A 591-nucleotide genomic window follows, 5' to 3' on the forward strand; every position below is an offset into this window, starting at 1 on the left:
GCGCGCCATGCAGGGCGCGCTGGATGAGGCCCTGTACACCCCCTTGGCCACGCACCCCCAGGTGCGCCAGGCCAGCCCGGTGCTGGAGCTCACCGCCATGGCGCGCACCGCCAGCGGTGGCCCTGCGGCCCCGCTGCGCGTGCTGGGTGCCGACGCCCTGGTGCTGCCCGGCATGGCCCCCGCCCTCATGCCCCGGCCCTGGGATGGCAGCCAGCGGTTTGCGCTGTTCGAGCCCGCCACCGTGTTCCTCAACGCGGCGGCATTCCAGGCGCTGGGCCTGCCCACGCAGGCGGCACAGCCCGCCCCCACACTGATGCTGCAGGCGGGCAGCCAGAGCCATGTGGTGCGCGTGGCTGGCAGCGTGGCAGCCGGCGGCAGCGCCCTGGCCGTGATGGACCTGGGCGCCGCACAAGACCTGTTCGGGCGCGGCGGCGCGCTCAGCCGCATCGACCTGCGCCTGCAGCCCGGCACCGACCGCAGCGCCTTCGCGCAGGCGCTGCGCAGCCAGCCCTGGTGGCCCGCCCACGCCATGGCGGTGCAGCCGGGGGATGCCGCCGAGCGCATCAGCCTGCTGTCGCGCGCGTACCGCGT

The 591-nt window shown here is 76.1% G+C and carries 1 pseudogene; it reads left to right on the forward strand.

From position 1 onward, the window contains the following. A pseudogene (locus ACMUOY_RS20625) lies at nt 1–591 on the forward strand (ABC transporter permease); the annotation flags it as partial.

The organism is Candidatus Skiveiella danica (assembly GCF_022705245.1).
Lineage (GTDB): Bacteria > Pseudomonadota > Gammaproteobacteria > Burkholderiales > Burkholderiaceae_C > Skiveiella > Skiveiella danica.